The organism is Gordonia sp. NPDC003424 (genome assembly GCF_053588655.1).
Window position 1 is genome coordinate 114,703 of the sequence record NZ_JBSFQJ010000006.1, and the last position, 15,012, is coordinate 129,714.

The 15,012-nt window shown below is 67.3% G+C and carries 12 protein-coding genes; 6 read left to right on the forward strand and 6 right to left on the reverse strand.

Features of this window, described 5'->3' with window-relative positions; translation table 11 throughout:
- Positions 1 to 42: 42 nt before the first annotated feature.
- Genes sufC through ACWDTI_RS11215 form a run of 4 tightly spaced genes read left to right on the forward strand, consistent with a single transcriptional unit; the run spans position 43 to position 2,954 of the window.
- The gene (gene sufC / locus ACWDTI_RS11200; protein ID WP_449738144.1) at positions 43 to 816 is read left to right on the forward strand and encodes a Fe-S cluster assembly ATPase SufC; all 774 of its coding nucleotides are present in this window, start codon (positions 43 to 45) and stop codon (positions 814 to 816) included.
- A gap of 13 nt (positions 817 to 829) precedes the next feature.
- A complete protein-coding gene (locus tag ACWDTI_RS11205; RefSeq protein WP_449738308.1) occupies positions 830 to 2,113 on the forward strand; it encodes a SufS family cysteine desulfurase in 1,284 nt (427 codons plus the stop codon).
- On the forward strand, positions 2,110 to 2,604 hold the full coding sequence (gene sufU / locus ACWDTI_RS11210; protein ID WP_449738145.1) for a Fe-S cluster assembly sulfur transfer protein SufU: 495 nt from the start codon (positions 2,110 to 2,112) through the stop codon (positions 2,602 to 2,604). Before ACWDTI_RS11205 ends, sufU begins: the two co-directional genes overlap by 4 nt.
- On the forward strand, positions 2,601 to 2,954 hold the full coding sequence (locus ACWDTI_RS11215) for a metal-sulfur cluster assembly factor (protein ID WP_449738146.1): 354 nt from the start codon (positions 2,601 to 2,603) through the stop codon (positions 2,952 to 2,954). Before sufU ends, ACWDTI_RS11215 begins: the two co-directional genes overlap by 4 nt.
- 117 nt (positions 2,955 to 3,071) lie before the next feature.
- Here ACWDTI_RS11215 and ACWDTI_RS11220 read toward each other — a convergent pair whose 3' ends face one another.
- On the reverse strand, positions 3,072 to 6,920 hold the full coding sequence (locus ACWDTI_RS11220; RefSeq protein ID WP_449738147.1) for a deaminase domain-containing protein: 3,849 nt from the start codon (positions 6,918 to 6,920) through the stop codon (positions 3,072 to 3,074).
- 11 nt (positions 6,921 to 6,931) lie between these two features.
- The gene (locus tag ACWDTI_RS11225; RefSeq protein WP_449738148.1) at positions 6,932 to 7,564 is read right to left on the reverse strand and encodes an eCIS core domain-containing protein; all 633 of its coding nucleotides are present in this window, start codon (positions 7,562 to 7,564) and stop codon (positions 6,932 to 6,934) included.
- A 227-nt stretch (positions 7,565 to 7,791) separates the two neighbouring features.
- Here ACWDTI_RS11225 and ACWDTI_RS11230 point away from each other — a divergent pair, with 227 nt between their 5' ends.
- Complete coding sequence (locus ACWDTI_RS11230) at positions 7,792 to 8,154, forward strand: DnaJ family domain-containing protein (RefSeq protein ID WP_449738309.1); 363 nt, start codon at positions 7,792 to 7,794, stop codon at positions 8,152 to 8,154.
- A 4-nt stretch (positions 8,155 to 8,158) separates the two neighbouring features.
- Here ACWDTI_RS11230 and ACWDTI_RS11235 read toward each other — a convergent pair whose 3' ends face one another.
- The gene (locus tag ACWDTI_RS11235) at positions 8,159 to 9,277 is read right to left on the reverse strand and encodes a lycopene cyclase family protein (protein WP_449738149.1); all 1,119 of its coding nucleotides are present in this window, start codon (positions 9,275 to 9,277) and stop codon (positions 8,159 to 8,161) included.
- A 211-nt stretch (positions 9,278 to 9,488) separates the two neighbouring features.
- Between ACWDTI_RS11235 and ACWDTI_RS11240 the strand changes: the two genes are divergently transcribed.
- Positions 9,489 to 11,117 carry an ABC-F family ATP-binding cassette domain-containing protein gene (locus ACWDTI_RS11240; protein ID WP_449738150.1) on the forward strand — a complete coding sequence of 543 codons (1,629 nt, stop codon included), beginning with the start codon at positions 9,489 to 9,491 and terminating at the stop codon, positions 11,115 to 11,117.
- On the opposite strand, the gene ACWDTI_RS11245 is transcribed toward ACWDTI_RS11240, so the two are convergent.
- Genes ACWDTI_RS11245 through ACWDTI_RS11255 form a run of 3 tightly spaced genes read right to left on the reverse strand, consistent with a single transcriptional unit; the run spans position 11,101 to position 14,990 of the window.
- Positions 11,101 to 11,805 carry a UPF0158 family protein gene (locus ACWDTI_RS11245; RefSeq protein ID WP_449738151.1) on the reverse strand — a complete coding sequence of 235 codons (705 nt, stop codon included), beginning with the start codon at positions 11,803 to 11,805 and terminating at the stop codon, positions 11,101 to 11,103. The two genes, ACWDTI_RS11240 and ACWDTI_RS11245, sit on opposite strands and share 17 nt — an antisense overlap.
- A 56-nt stretch (positions 11,806 to 11,861) precedes the next feature.
- Positions 11,862 to 13,400: an AMP-binding protein gene (locus tag ACWDTI_RS11250; RefSeq protein ID WP_449738152.1), complete on the reverse strand. Its 1,539-nt coding sequence runs from the start codon at positions 13,398 to 13,400 to the stop codon at positions 11,862 to 11,864.
- 39 nt (positions 13,401 to 13,439) lie between these two features.
- Entirely contained in the window at positions 13,440 to 14,990 is a 1,551-nt protein-coding gene (locus ACWDTI_RS11255; RefSeq protein WP_449738153.1) for an acyl-CoA synthetase, read from the reverse strand.
- Positions 14,991 to 15,012 lie beyond the last annotated feature (22 nt).

Here is a 15,012-nt window from a genome sequence, read left to right on the forward strand (position 1 = left end):
ATCGAGATCCCCACCCCAGCCCACAACGAAAGAACACCAGCAATGACCACACTGGAAATCCGCGACCTGCACGTCGACGTCGCGCAGAGCGACACCGACGCCGAACCCATCCACATCCTCAAGGGCGTCAACCTGACCGTGAAATCGGGGGAGACCCACGCGATCATGGGCCCCAACGGGTCGGGCAAGTCGACCTTGTCCTACGCCATCGCCGGCCACCCGAAGTACGTGGTGACCAGCGGCTCCATCACCCTCGACGGTGAGGACGTCCTGGAGATGAGCGTCGACGAGCGCGCCCGCGCCGGGCTGTTCCTCGCGATGCAGTACCCGGTCGAGGTGCCGGGTGTGTCGATGTCGAACTTCCTGCGCACCGCCGCCACCGCGGTCCGCGGCGAGGCACCGAAGCTGCGCCACTGGGTCAAGGAGACCAAGGAGGCGATGACCGCGCTGGAGATCGACCCGTCGTTCTCCGAACGCAGTGTCAACGAAGGCTTCTCCGGCGGTGAGAAGAAGCGTCACGAGATCCTGCAGCTCGACCTGCTCAAGCCGAAGATCGCCATCCTCGACGAGACCGACTCCGGCCTCGACGTCGACGCGCTGCGTGTGGTGAGCGAGGGCGTGAACCGCTACAAGGAACGCGAACACGGCGGCATCCTGCTGATCACGCACTACACCCGCATCCTGCGCTACATCCAGCCCGACTTCGTGCACGTCTTCGTGGGCGGCCGCATCGTCGAGTCCGCCGGCCCCGAGCTCGCCGACGAGCTGGAGGAGAACGGTTACGTGCGCTTCACGTCGGCGGCCACCGCAAGCTGAGCCTGAAGGGGAACTGACCGTGTCCGTCGAAACCGCCGTCGCCGCCATCGATGTCGAGCGGCTGCGCGCCGACTTCCCGATCCTGTCTCGCACGGTTCGGGACGGCAAACCGCTGGTGTACCTCGATTCCGGTGCGACGTCGCAGCGTCCGGTCCAGGTGCTCGACGCCGAACGTGAGTTCCTCGTCACGCACAACGCGGCGGTCCACCGCGGCGCGCATCAGCTCGCCGAGGAGGCGACCGACGCCTACGAGGACGCGCGCGAGAAGATCGCGCGGTTCGTCGGCGCCACCGCTGACACCGTGGTGTTCACCAAGAACGCGACCGAGGGCCTCAACCTGGTCACCTACACCCTCGGCGACGACCGATCGGCCGAGGTGCTGGGCGGGAAGGTACTCGGCCCCGGCGACACCGTGGTGATCACCGAACTCGAGCACCACGCCAATCTCGTTCCGTGGCAAGAGCTCTGCCGCCGAACCGGGGCCACCCTGAAGTGGTACGGGGTGACCGAGGACGGACGCATCGACCTCGACTCGCTCGACCTCGACGACACCGTGAGGATCGTCTCGTTCACCCACCAGTCCAACGTGACCGGCGCCGTCGCCGACGTCGCCGAACTGGTCCGTCGTGCACGTGCGGTGGGTGCGCTGGTGGTGCTCGACGCCTGCCAGTCGGTGCCGCACATGGCGGTCGACTTCTCGGCACTCGACGTGGACTTCGCGGCGTTCTCCGGGCACAAGATGTTCGGCCCGTCCGGTGTCGGCGTGCTGTACGGCAAGGCGGACCTGCTGAATGCGTTGCCGCCGTTCCTCACCGGCGGATCGATGATCGAGACGGTCAGCATGGACGTGTCGACCTACGCGCCGCCGCCGCAACGTTTCGAGGCGGGCGTGCCGATGACCTCGCAGGTCGTCGGTCTCGGCGCCGCCGTGGACTACCTGACCGCCATCGGTATGGATGCGGTTGCGGCCCATGAGCATCGGCTGACCGAGTACGCGTTGGCGCGGCTGACCGCGATCGACGGGCTCCGCATCATCGGCCCGCAGACCGCCGAGAACCGTGGTGGCGCAGTGTCTTTCCTTGTCGACGGGATTCACGCCCACGACCTCGGACAGATCCTCGACGACGAGGGTGTGGCGATCCGCGTCGGACACCATTGCGCGTGGCCGCTGCACAAGCGGTTCGGCATCGCCGCGACCGCCCGGGCGTCGTTCGCCGCCTACAACACCCTCGCCGAGGTCGACGCGCTGGCCGCGGCGATCGTGAAGGCGCAGAAGTTCTTCGGGGTTCGCCCGTGAGAATGGAACAGATGTACCAGGACGTGATCCTGGACCACTACAAACATCCGCACGGGCGCGGCCTGCGTGAGCCGTTCGATGCCGAAGTGCACCACGTCAATCCGACATGCGGTGACGAGATCACCTTGCGTGTCACGCTGTCCGACGACGGCCACACCGTGTGGGATGTCTCCTACGACGGCCAGGGCTGCTCCATCTCGCAGGCCTCCACCTCGGTGCTGCACGACCAGCTCGTCGGCCAGTCGGTGGATTCGGCGATGGCCATGCTGGATTCGTTCAACGCGATGATGACCTCCCGCGGCAAGGACACCGGGGACGAGGACATGATCGGCGACGGGATCGCCTTCGCCGGCGTCAGCAAATACCCGGCCCGGGTGAAGTGCGCGCTGCTGGGCTGGATGGCGTTCAAGGATGCCCTCGCCCAGACGGTCAGTGCCCGGCACCGATCCACCCACATAGCAACCGAACCCGCAGAATCGGAGTCAGCATGAGTGACGAAGCCCCCGTGGAAGTCCCGAGCACACAGCTCCCGGCCATCGAGGATGTCGAGGAGGCGATGCGCGACGTCGTCGACCCCGAGCTCGGCATCAACGTCGTCGACCTCGGCCTGGTCTACGGCATCGAGGTCGACGACGAGGCCAAGGCGAAGATCGACATGACCCTCACGTCGGCGGCCTGCCCGCTGACCGACGTCATCGAGGATCAGTCCCGCGCCGCACTGGTGAGCAGTGGCCTGTGCACCGAGTTGGAGATCAACTGGGTGTGGCTGCCGCCGTGGGGCCCGGACAAGATCACCGACGACGGTCGGGAACAGTTGCGGGCGTTGGGGTTCACCGTCTAGCCCCCTTGCCGGGCTTGACGCTCCCTCGTTCCGGATTCGCTCCCTCGATCGACGGAGCGGACTCGGAACGAAGCAGCGGATGACCGATGGCCGGGCATGCCGGCAGACGTGGGGATGTCACTTGGACTTGCGCCGCTTCGGACGATGAGGTGTCCCACGACCGGTGATCACCTCGACGTTGGGAAACATTCTCCTGAATTGACCGATGACGAATGCGCACGAGTCGCACGTGACGTTGTTGGTGTACAGCTGGATGGTTCCCTTGACCTCCGGATGGACTGTGTTCTCACGGAAGTTGTCGCTGGGCTCACGCATCGGCAGATTCGCGAATCTGCTTGCCACATAAGACAGGATCTTGATCTCAGAGTCGGTGTGCCGGGGAATCTGCCGACGGGCTTCGCCCTCCTTCGGGGCGCGCTTCGACGGTATGACGAGCGCCTGGAAGAACTGGTTCCAGCTTTCGGTCGCATCCTCGATCTGCGGCCCTTCGCTCTCGAGTCCCGTCGAAACCCCCAGCCCGCCCCCGCTGATGGCCGCCACCGTGCCACGCTGGCCGTTGATGTCGTACCAGGCCGTCCCGACCTCTTTTGATTTCACGTCCCGAATCGTCGGCTTGTCCTTCGGGTTGCTCGGCAACTTGAACGCGAGGCTACGGATCAACTGTGACATGAGGCCGAGGACGCTCATCCGTTCGCTCTCGGGTCCCGGTCGTTCGATGAAGGGCAGCAGCTGCATGATCTGGCGCGCGATCACCTGAGCCTGGGCAAGCCGACCCTCCCTGCTCTGCCTTTGCTTTTCGGTCTCGTCGGGCCGGACCAACGCGATCGCCGCGAGAATCGTCCTGACCAGTTCGTCGATGGGCTGAGGATTGCTGGCGACCATGGCCTTGCCGGGCTTCCCGCGGTCCGCGACGAACACGCGATGCCCGTAGCCCTTCAGGTCGAAGGGCTTCTCCAGAGGTCCGTGTTTCGTCCCCTTGTCCTTGCCGTCAGGCTCCTTTCCTCCACGGTCCTTCCCGCCCGGCATCTTGCCCTTCACCCACTCCTTCCCCGCGTCAACCTTCCCCTTCACCCACTCCTTGCCCGCCTTGACCTTTCCCTTGACCTTGCTCCCGATTCCCTTGAGCCCCCTGATGATCGGTCCGGCCAGCTTCAGCCCGGTCTTGATCACGAAATCGAGTGCCTTGTTGATCGGTTTCTGCAGCCGGCCGATGATGGCACGGATCTTCTCGCCGATGCCCCCGATGCCGATCACGTTGGCCAGGAAGCCGATCAGGATCGGCACCATCTGGCCGAGCGCGTCCTCGATCTTCGCGACCACGCCACCGACGTTGCCGCGCACGATGTCGACGGCCGAGTCGATCACCGTGTTGACGAACGAGAGGATCCGCTCGGCGTTGTCGACGAAGAACATGATGATGTCGTAGATCAGCTTGCAGGCCTTGATGAATGCCGCCGCCGGGTTCAGCAGGCCGATCAGCCAGGTGATGCCCGCGGTGATGATCCGGGTGACGACGAAGTCCTTGACCTGCTCGAGGATCATCTCCTTGATGTCGCCGAGTTTGTCCACCAGCATCTGCCACAGTCCGCCGATGCCGGTCGAAGCGAGGGTTTGGAAGATCTCGACACCCTTCTCGACCGCCGCCATCGCGGGCTCGCCGATCTGTTTGACCAAGCGGCTGCGGATGTTTCGCCACGTCAGGCCGAAGATCGAGGCCAGCAGCTTGACGATGCCCTGCAGATCGAACTTGTCGGGTAGCTCGACGCCCCCCTCGGCCAGCGCGCCGAAGAGCCACGTCATCAGACCCTTGCGGAGATGGTCGAGGATGTTGTCCTTGAACCGCAGGATGCCGCCCTTCACCCCCTCGACGAGGTTGCCGAGGAACCGGACCGGGTGCTTGATGATGTCGCCGACGACGTGTGCGACCCGGGCCAGGGTGTTCATCAGCATCGACGCCAGCTTGCGAATCGTGTTGATGACGGCCTTGATTGCGCCGATCGCCTTGTCGACCAGTCCCTTGTTCTCGGCCTGCAGTTCCTCGATGCGCTCGTCGAGTCCTTTGCGGGCCTCGACGTACTTGCTCGCCAGGGTGTCGACCACCGCATCCTGTTTGGCGTTGACGTCGTCCTCGAGTTGTCCGAAGCGGTCGTCGATCTCCTTGGAGGCCTCGGCCCCCACCTTGCGCAGGCTCGTCGGGAGACTCTTGACGTAGGAGGCGATCTCGAGCTTGCCCGCCGCGATGCGCTTCTTGGCCGCGGACAGATCGTTGCCGACCATGTCGGCCACACCGGCGATCACGGCGTCCATCTTCTTGAGGTAGATTTCGCGGCCGGCCTCGTAGAACTCGTTGACCTTGTCGGGCATGCCGACCAATTTGTCCTTGGCCCACCGTAATCCGCCGAGCCAACCGCTGTAGCGATCCTCCTTGTAGGCGGCCATCTTCGCCGCGACGTAGGTTTCGAAGGTCTTGCGGGCCACCGCTTCGCCCTCGTCGAAGGCCTTCTCCACCTTCGGGTCGATGCCGTCGAGCAGCTTCTTCACATCGGTTTCGGTCGCGGTGAAGATGGCTTGGACCCGTGTGGTGACCTCGGCCCGCTTGGCCTCGTCCTTCGACTTGGTCTTGCCCTTGTCGGCGACGAGCCGGGCCAGCGCGGCCGCCTTGGTGCCCTGCATGCCGGCGATCCCGGCCTTCGTCTCGGCCGATGCCTGGGTCTGGGTGGAGGTGATGACGTCGGCCTCCTGCTTGCGGAACGCGGCCGGGGCGGTATCGGCGTGCGCTGCAGCCTCTTTCTTGTCTGCGAGGGCCTGATGGAACTCGGGTTCGTTGGATTCGGCGAGTTGGTGCTCGTCGACCTGTGCGTCGGCCATCTCCTGATCGGCCTGCCGCTTGCCGGCCTCGAGATTGAGCTGCTCGGGGGGCGCCGGCTTGGGTGCGGCGCCCGCCGCCGGGATCGTCGGCGCGGTGCCCGGTGGCTCCGGTCCCATCGGGCTGACCGGCTTCGGCACCGCCTTGGAGGTGTCCGGGGCGGCGGTGGTGGCGGTCTCGATGTCGCGCTCCTGGCCTTGCGTGCCCTGTTTCAGGAGACCCTTGACCTCGCCCTTGACCTCTCCGGCCTTGCCGGACTCCGCGTACTTGTCGGCCTCGGTCAGCGTCTTCGGGGATTTCGCCTCGATCGCCGCCTTCACCGCGGCGATGAACGCCTTCTTGTCGAAGGTGCCGGCGGGCTGGGCGTCCATCGAGTCGACCTTGGCCGCCTTGGCCTGCCCGGCGATGTCGTCGGTCGGGGGGAGCGCGGCGTCCTGCGCCTCCTTGGCCTTCGACGCGGCCGGTGGATGTGCGCGCTTGGCCTTGGCGAAGGCGGTGACGTTCGAGGTCACCGCGGTGAACGCGGGATCGCGACCGGGCGGCATCGGCGCCGGCGGTACGGGGGGCCGGGTGAGCTGATCGGCGCTGAGCGGCTTGAGCCCCCGCGCGGCCCCCACGGTCGGCGCCGGGGCGGCGGTGGTCTTCGCGCCGGACCCCGGACCGACGTGTTTCGCCGGGGCGGCCGCGGCCTTGCCCAGCGGGCTCTTGTCCGGCGTGGGTTTCGGCGGCGGCACCGGCTTCTTGGGTGGGACCGCACCCGGCCCGAACCCGGTCTTGACGACGGCGAGCGCCGAGGCGGGCGGTTTCGGTCCCTCCAACTCGACGGGCACGCCGACGTCGCGAGCGGCCTTGAGTCCCTTCTCGACGACGTCGATGGCCGGCTCGTCCTTGCGGATCTCCCGGAGGGCCCCGTCGATCTCACTGCGTCCGGGGGCCCGGAACTTTCCCAGCAGCAGGGCGTCCACGGCCGCATTGCCGGCGGCACGCTGCAGCGCGGCGAGCGCGGCCGGCCCGGCGGGAGGTCGGACCGGCTCGGCGCGCCGTCGTCCTTCCGCGAGCGCGTCGGTGACCGGCCCCGCGGCACGGGCCGACTCGGACATGGTGGGAGTGCCTACTCTTCGTCGGTTTCGTCGTCCTGGCGCTGCACGAACGTCTGTGCGGTCGCCGCGGCAGGAGCGGACATGATGCGGTCGGCGTTGGCGACCGCTTCGCGCTCGAATCGGTCCGACGGGTCACTGATCTTGACCCCACCGCCTGCGTCGGTGCCGTCGACCGGGCCGTTGCGCTGTTGTACGACATGCGTGAGTTCATGGGCGATCATGTGTTTCCCGGCGTGGGAGTCCGGATCGTATTTGCCGCTCTGGAAGACGATGTCCGACCCGACGGTGTAGGCCTGCGCGTGCACCGACTTGGCGGAGTCGTGGGCGGCCGCGTCGTCGTGGATGCGGACATCGCCGAAGTCATGGCCGAAGCGGCCCTCCATGTCGGCGCGCAGATCACCCGGGAGCGGCGCGCCGCCGGAGCCGACGACGTCGTGCACGGGTGAGCGGTTCTCGCCGATCAGCGCGGCCGCGCCGGCGTTTCCGACGGTGCGCTGCAGCCCGCCGATGCCGGTCGGTCCGGCCACCTCCCATCGGCCGGCCAGTGCCGCGTTCATCGCGGCAGTGGGCACGGCGTCGTCGTGTCGAGACGTCTTCGGGTGCAGCTCGGACAGCTGCTCGTGGTTGCTGTCGTGGGTTCGCATCGATCGCTCGCTTCCCTCGGTGTGCGGTCCACGATCCAACGTCGTCGCACTGCGTGGAAGGTGCGGACGGGTGCCTGTTGGGGCCGAGAATGGTGCCCGAACGGGTGTAGAACCGAGATGTGGACAACCGCTCACCGCACGACCTGGATGACGGCCGCCCCGACGAGGGGCGGTTTCGTCGTGTCCGCCGCTGGCGACCGCCCGTCTACGAGTCGCGGGTGGAGAAGATGATCCGTGAGGCCACCGAGCGCGGTGAGTTCGACGATCTACCCGGAATGGGCAAGCCACTCGACCTGTCGGACGCCGACGACCCGGACTGGTGGGTCAAACGCAAGATCCGCGACGAGGACCTGGACTCGTCGGCGTTGTTGCCGGCGCCGCTGCAACTGCGCAAGGAGGCGCAGGGGTTTCCGGAGTCGTTGCGGCAGATCGCCGACGAACAGGCGGTGCGAGATCTGTTGACCGACTTCAACCGTCGGGTCCGCGAGGCACATCTGTCCACCCGAGCGGGCATGCCGAGCCTGATCACCGCGCACACCGTCGACGTGGACGACATGGTCGCGGCGTGGCGTGAGCTGCGGCGGCACTGACCGGTCACCGTCCCAGCACGGACCGCATCAGTGCGCGACGAGTGCTTCCGCCCACCTCCGCGAACAGTATCGCCATCGTCTGCATCGCCCCCGGAAGATTCTCGCGCTCGGACAGATACGCCCGCTGGTGGTCGACGGACAGGCGGCCGAACGTCTCGAAGAACCGTCGCGTCTGGACCGCGTCGAGCGCCAGCACCGACCGCAGTCCGGCCCGACGCAGCCGATGGACCTGACGCGCGGACTGCGGCCACAGCACCCGCATCGGATCCTGTTGTCCGGCAACCGCGGTCGCGACCACCTCGGCGGCGCGCAGCGACGCCGCGACGCTGTATCCGGTGGCGGGGTGCATCAGGCCACCGCGGGCACCGAACAGCACCACGTCGCTGCGCCACGGGGCGGCCGCGCCCAGTAGGCCGAAGGACACGGTCTCGTCGCCCAGTTCGTCGTGCGAGGGTCCGGGCAGGCGCGCATCCAGCCGGGCGCGTAACTCACTGGGCGGCAACGCCGGATCGCCCGCCAGACAGGTCTCCTCGAGCAGCACCCGGTCGTCGTCGAGGGGTATCGCGTAGAGGAACGACGGTGGTGCCGCCGGGTCGAGTCCGGGTACCGGGGTCCAGTCCATGAGCACGGCGCCGGCTCCGTCGAGTATCGGAAGTGCCTGGTCGCGGGGCACGATCCGACCGTAGGCGGTCTGCCGTGGCCCGCGTCCGGAGGTCCCGCGCGCATCGATCACCGTGCCCGCGGTGACCGCGTCACCGGAGGCGAGCGTGATCCGATCGGGCTCGAGCGTCGCGGCGCGGTCTTCGATGACGCGAGCCCCGGCGATGTCGAGCGAGCCCTGCAGCGCGACCACGTCGAGAACGGTGTAACCGCGGTGCACGACCACGGTGCCGGGCGACCGCATCGCGACCGAATCGACCTCGGCGGCGATGGCGTGGCCCGGCAGCCAGTCCGGTAGTTCGTCCGTCCAGCAGGCATAGGTCGCGCGCCAGCGGGCGTCGGGTCGCGGATCCACCAGCGTCACGGTGCACCCGTGCGCCAGCAGCCGATGGGTCACCGCGCGACCGGCCGGTCCCGCACCGACCACCACCACGTCGGAGGACTGCTCGCGCGACGGGCTCACACCGAAAGCGTGGCGGTCATGAGCGGTCGGGGCACGACCTCACCGTATCGGGTGGTCTGCCGGGGCAGGCACCGAAATCGTCATGGCGGTGCTCGACGCGGCCGGCGTGGTGTGGTTTCGGTCACCGGCCGACGGCATCGCCCGACGTCGGCCGTCACCGGGTTCGGCGGGTGTGAAAAGACGTCGGTAATCGCAGGTAGACTGAACCGCCGTGATCACCGCGACCGACCTGGAAGTTCGAGCGGGCGCTCGGACCCTGTTGTCGGCGCCCGATTCCTCGCTGCGTATCGCCCCCGGCGACCGGATCGGACTGGTCGGCCGCAACGGCGCCGGCAAGACGACCACGCTGCGCATTCTGGCGGGCGAGACCGAGCCGTACGCCGGCACGATCCTGCGTAACGGGGAACTCGGGTACCTGCCGCAGGACCCGAAGGAGGGTGACCTCGACGTCCTGGCCAAGGACCGGGTGCTCTCCGCCCGTGGACTCGACACCATCCTGCGGCAGATGGAAAAGCAGCAGGCGTTGATGGCCGAGGCCGCCGACGACAAGATCCGGGACAAGGCGGTCCGCAAGTACGGCCAGCTCGAGGAGCGGTTCTCCGCACTCGGCGGGTACGTCGCCGAATCCGAGGCGGCACGCATCTGCCACAGCCTCGGCCTGCCCGACCGTGTCCTCGGTCAGCCGCTGCGCACCCTGTCGGGTGGTCAGCGTCGTCGAATCGAGTTGGCGCGCATCCTGTTCGCCGCGTCCGACGGTTCCGGCAAGTCCGACACCACCCTGCTGCTCGACGAGCCCACCAACCACCTCGACGCCGACTCGATCACCTGGCTCCGCGGTTTCCTGCAGAACCACGACGGCGGGCTCGTCGTGATCAGCCACGACGTCGACCTGCTCGCCGACGTCGTCAACAAGGTGTGGTTCCTCGACGCCGTCCGCGGTGAGGCCGACATCTACAACATGGGCTGGAAGCGCTACCTCGACGCCCGCGCCACCGACGAACAGCGACGTCGTCGCGAGCGGGCGAACGCGGAGAAGAAGGCCGGTGCGCTGCGGGCCCAGGCCGCGAAGCTCGGTGCGAAGGCCACCAAGGCGACCGCCGCCCAGCAGATGCTCAAACGCGCCGACCGCATGCTCGACTCACTCGACGAGGAGCGGGTGGCCGACAAGACCGCGCGCATCAAGTTCCCCGAACCGGCCGCGTGCGGCAAGACGCCGCTGATGGCGAGCGGTCTGAGCAAGTCCTACGGGTCGCTGGAGATCTTCACCGGCGTCGATCTGGCCATCGACAAGGGCAGCCGGGTGGTCATCCTCGGCCTCAACGGCGCCGGCAAGACCACGCTGCTCAAACTGCTCGCCGGCGTGGAGCAGCCCGACACCGGAGCGCTCGAACCCGGCTACGGCCTCAAGATCGGCTACTTCGCGCAGGAGCACGACACCCTCGACGACTTGGCGTCGGTGTGGGAGAACATCCGGCACGCCGCACCCGACGCTGGGGAGCAGGACCTGCGTGGTCTGCTCGGCGCGTTCATGTTCACCGGTCCACAGCTCGACCAGCCCGCCGGCACGCTCTCGGGTGGTGAGAAGACGCGTCTGACCCTGGCCGGGCTGGTGTCGTCGGCGGCCAACGTGTTGCTGCTCGACGAGCCGACCAACAACCTCGACCCGATCTCCCGCGAGCAGGTGCTCGACGCCCTGCGCAGCTATGCCGGTGCGGTGGTGCTGGTGACGCACGACCCGGGTGCGGCGGCCGCGCTCGATCCGCAACGTGTGATCCTGCTGCCCGACGGCACCGAGGATCACTGGTCCGACGAATATCAGGAGCTCATAGAGCTGGCCTGACCGTCGGGTCGGGGCGGTAGCCCTCCCTCGCCAACCATTTCCGAGCGCGCCCGCGATGCCGTTCGTCGGAGAAGATGTACCAGTCCGAGTTCTCGGGCTGGTCGTAGAGCACGTTCTTGAAGCGGCGGAATGCCCCGCGACCGTCGATCGCGATCGAGAGTTTCTCGGCGAGATGGGTGTCGCCGAGCGACTCGATGAACAGTTCCATGTCGCGGTATCCGGCGTGTGACCCCTCGCACCAGACTCCCAGCCACCGGTCGGGATCCTCGAGTTCGTCCTCGTCCATCTCGAGCTGCCCGTCCTCGATGACGATGTCCGGAATGACCTGACCGGTCGTCAGGTCGATCCGTGCGCCGCCCTGTAATGGATCACCTTCGATCGCGCCCGCGAGTTCCTCGAGGTCGATGGGCAACGCGCGCAGCATCGGTGTGGCCCTGTCGCCGAGCGCGGCGTCGAGTTGCTCGACGAGTTCGGTGTCGCCGTACCACTCGCGCACACGCAACCGTGCGGCACACTCGCGGGCGAGTTCGGTTGCGCCGTCGACGGATTGGGCGAGCGCGGTCAACAGGCCATCACCGGCGAGTTGCAGCCGGTCCTCCCATGGTGCTTCGGCGAGCGCGGTGACGACGCCGGCTCCGTCCGCGTCGTAGACCGCCACGCGCAGGTTCCGGAGGTGGTCGGTGGCCATGGGGTCACTGTAGTCGCCTACGAGCGACGAGGGGTCTGCTCCGGCAGCAACCCGCACTACGGCCAATACTGCTTGCGCAGTTCGCCTTTCACCAGCTTCCCGGTTGGTGTGCGGGGAAGGTCGTCGACGAAGTCGACAGAACGCGGCGCCTTGTAAGCGGCGATCCGCTCGGTGGTGTAGGCGATGAGTTCGTCGGCGAGCGCCGGCGAGGCGGCGAAGGCGGGGTCGAGTTGCACGCACGCCTTGGTCACCTCGCCGAGGTCCTCGTCGGGCACGCCGATCACGGCGACGTCGTAGACCGCGGGATGGCCGATGAGGACGTTCTCGGCCTCCTGCGGGTAGATGTTGACGCCGCCGGAGATGATCATGAACGCCTTGCGGTCAGTCAGGTAGAGGTAGCCGTCGTCGTCGAGGTAACCCATGTCGCCGGTGGTCGCCCAGTTCGGATGTGCGGGATGCTGCGCGCTGCGGGTCTTCTCCGGGTCGTTGTAATACCGGAACGGCATCTCGTCGCGCTCGAAGTAGATGACGCCCACGCCGCCGGTCGGCAGTTCGGTCCCGTCGTCGCCGCAGATATGGACGACGCCCATCAACGCCTTGCCGACCGACCCCGGATGCTCGAGCGCCTCCTGTGGGCCGATGAAGGTCGCGCCGGCCGCCTCGGTGGCCGCGTAGTACTCGTGGATCACCGGGCCCCACCACTCGATCATCGCCCGCTTGACCTCGGCCGGGCACGGCGCGGCGGCGTGCACCGCGATCTTCATGGAAGACACGTCGTATCTCGTCCGCACCTCGGCGGGGAGCTTGAGCATCCGGATGAACATCGTCGGGACCCACTGGCTGTGGGTCGCGTGGTACTTCTCGATCGTGGCCAGCGCCGCCTCGGGTTCGAAGTGGTCCAGGAACACCACGGTGCCGCCCAGCGAGTTCGTCATCCCGCAAAACCGCAGCGGTGCAGCGTGATACAGCGGGGCAGGGGACAGGTAGACGGTGTCGGGGCCGAATCCGTACATCGGCTCGAAGATCAGGGTGTAGCCGTCCTTGACCTCGTCGACCCGGCCCTCGGGCAGCGGTGCACGAATCCCCTTGGGTCGGCCGGTGGTTCCCGACGAATACAGCATGTCGGTGCCGCGCGGCTCATCGGCCCGTGGTGCGTCCGACGCGTTCGCCAACACGGTGCCGAAGGACTCGAACCCGTCGATCTCGCCGCCCCACATCAGACGACGGCCCGGCCGGTTCAGCGCCGGGACGGACCCGGAGTCCGCGACCGCGTCCGCCACCGACGCGCCCGCGAACAGCACCTGGGCGCCGCAGTCGTCGAGGATGTAGTCGGTCTCCGCCGCGGTCAGATGATGGTTGATCGCGGTGATGTACAGGCCACTGCGCAGCGCGGCCCAGTACACCTCGAACATGTGCAGGTCGTTCTGCGAGACGACGGCGATGCCGTCCCCACGGCGCAGGCCGAGTGAGTCCAGGTGATTGGCCAGGCGTCTGGAGTTGTCGTCGAGTTGCCGGTAGGTCAGTTGCTCGCCGGTGGCCGCCCGGATGACCGCGGGTTTGTCGGGTGTCGACGCTGCGAAGATACCGGGAAACACGTGTCCTCCTGACGCCGGGTACCTTCGCAGCGTAGCGACTCACGCCGTCGGCTGGGGCCAATAGCGTTTGCGCAGTTCGCCTTTGACGAGCTTTCCGGTTGGTGTGCGGGGGAGGTCGTCGACGAAGTCGACGCTGCGGGGCGCCTTGTACGCGGCGATCGAGTCCTTGGTGAACGTGATCAGTTCCTCGGCCAGTTCGGGCGAGGCGGCGAAGGCGGGGTCGAGTTGCACGCACGCCTTGGTCACCTCGCCGAGGTCCTCGTCGGGCACGCCGATCACGGCGACGTCGTAGACGGCCGGATGGCCGATGAGGACGTTCTCGGCCTCCTGCGGGTAGATGTTGACGCCGCCGGAGATGATCATGAACGCCTTGCGGTCGGTCAGGTAGAGGTAGCCGTCGGCATCGACGTATCCGACATCGCCTGTGGTGGACCAATTCTCATGCTGCGGATGCTGGGATTTGCGGGTCTTCTCCGGGTCGTTGTGGTACTGGAACGGGATTTCGTCGCGTTCGAAGTACACCAATCCCGTCTCGCCGACGGGGAGTTCCGCGCCGTCCTCGTCGCAGATGTGCACGACGCCGAGCAGTGGCTTGCCGACCGAGCCCGGGTGATCCAGTGCTTCCTGTGGTCCGATGAAGGTGGCGCCGGCGGCCTCGGTCGACGCGTAGTACTCGTGGATCACCGGGCCCCACCACTCGATCATCGCCCGCTTGACGTCGACCGGGCACGGGGCCGCCGCGTGGACGGCGAGTTTCATGCTCGACACGTCGTACTTGGCGCGCACCTCGCTCGGTAGTTTGAGCATCCGGATGAACATCGTCGGCACCCACTGGCTGTGTGTCACGTGATATTTCTCGATGGCGGCCAGAGCGGTTTCGGGATCGAACCGGTCGAGGAACGCGACGGTGCCGCCGACCGAGTTGGTGACACCGCAATATCGAAGTGGCGCAGCGTGATACAGCGGTGCGGGCGACAGGTAGACGGTGTCGGCGTCGAACCCGTACATCGGGGCGAAGATCGCCGTGTAGGCGTCGGGGACCTCGTCGACCTGGCCGACCGGCATCGGTGTCTTGATGCCCTTCGGGCGACCGGTCGTCCCGGACGAATACAGCATGTCGGTGCCGCGCGGCTGATCGTCGCGCGTCGCGTCGGAGGCGTTCGCGAGGACCGTCTCGTACGACTCGAACCCGGGGATCTCGCCGCCCCACACCAGACGGTGGCCCGGCCGGCTGAGCGCCGCGATGCCGTCGGTATGTGAAACCGCCTCGGCGACACCGGCGTCGGCGAACAGCACCTGTGCGGCGCAGTCGGTGAGGATGTAATCGGTCTCGTCGGCCGTCAGATGGTGGTTGATCGCGGTGATGTAGAGGCCGCTGCGCAGCGCGGCCCAGTAGACCTCGAACATGTGCAGGTCGTTGCGGGAGACCATCGCGATGGTGTCGCCGGGCCGCAGGCCGAGCGATTCCAGATGGTTCGCCAGTCGCGTCGAGTTCTCGTCGAGCTGCCGATAGGTCAGCTGCTCGCCGGTGGCCACGCGGATGACGGCGGGCTTGTCGGGTGTGGACTGGGCGAAGACTCCGGGGAACAAGTGACACTCCTCACGCTCGGAA

Excerpts from the sequence above, each read along its gene's own strand:
- ACWDTI_RS11225 (WP_449738148.1), bottom strand. The coding sequence starts at position 7,564 with ATGCGAACCCACGACAGCAACCACGAGCAGCTGTCCGAGCTGCACCCG.
- ACWDTI_RS11220 (WP_449738147.1), bottom strand. The coding sequence starts at position 6,920 with ATGTCCGAGTCGGCCCGTGCCGCGGGGCCGGTCACCGACGCGCTCGCG.
- ACWDTI_RS11245 (WP_449738151.1), bottom strand. The coding sequence starts at position 11,805 with ATGGCCACCGACCACCTCCGGAACCTGCGCGTGGCGGTCTACGACGCG.
- sufC (WP_449738144.1), top strand. The coding sequence starts at position 43 with ATGACCACACTGGAAATCCGCGACCTGCACGTCGACGTCGCGCAGAGC.
- ACWDTI_RS11230 (WP_449738309.1), top strand. The coding sequence starts at position 7,792 with ATGATCCGTGAGGCCACCGAGCGCGGTGAGTTCGACGATCTACCCGGA.
- ACWDTI_RS11215 (WP_449738146.1), top strand. The coding sequence starts at position 2,601 with ATGAGTGACGAAGCCCCCGTGGAAGTCCCGAGCACACAGCTCCCGGCC.